The sequence below is a fragment of the Rhizobium sp. rho-13.1 genome (assembly GCF_007000305.1).
Classification (GTDB): Bacteria; Pseudomonadota; Alphaproteobacteria; order Rhizobiales; family Rhizobiaceae; genus Rhizobium; species Rhizobium rhododendri.
Map to the genome: position 1 here is coordinate 1 of NZ_SCFL01000093.1, position 511 is coordinate 511.

Annotated in this window: 1 protein-coding gene; it reads right to left on the minus strand. The window is 57.1% G+C overall.

The annotated features are described in order from the left end of the window. Nucleotides 1–36: 36 nt before the first annotated feature. Nucleotides 37–429 (minus strand): transposase, encoded by a 393-nt coding sequence (locus EQW76_RS28785; RefSeq protein WP_143123534.1) that lies wholly within the window; start codon nucleotides 427–429, stop codon nucleotides 37–39. Nucleotides 430–511 lie beyond the last annotated feature (82 nt).

Genomic DNA, 511 nt, shown 5'->3' on the forward strand with positions numbered 1-511 from the left:
TTGTTGAAGAAAGGCTTTCGCCGCCCGGTCCACAGTTCACGCGCCCGCGCGATCTCCAGGCGCTGCTGCTCGCTTGCCATCAGGCTTTTTTTTATGGCTCAGCCCCAGCCTGTGAAGAAGCCGTCCGACACTGGAGCGATGGACGATGACGCCACGTCCGCAGAGTTCCACGCAAAGCTCGTCCAGTGTCAGTTCGCCATTCTGCATCATCCGCTCTTCAACCCACGCGTGATGCGCTGAAAGCTTGCCGCCGCCAACATGCCCCTGCCGGCGCGGGACAAGCGAATTTGTCTCGCGTTTGAGGATCACCAGATCGTTCACGAAACGTGGCGAGACCCGAAAATGCCGGGCCGCCTCGCGATGGCCATGGCCTTCCTCAACAAACCCTATCACACGCTCACGCAACGCAATCGGATGTGACTTACCCATGACGGCCTCCCTTCAAAGCGAAAGAGAATCACCGATAAGCTGATTTGAGAAGATTGAATCGTAAAAACGGCGACAGGCTTTA

Excerpts from the sequence above, each read along its gene's own strand:
- EQW76_RS28785 (WP_143123534.1), bottom strand. The coding sequence starts at position 429 with ATGGGTAAGTCACATCCGATTGCGTTGCGTGAGCGTGTGATAGGGTTT.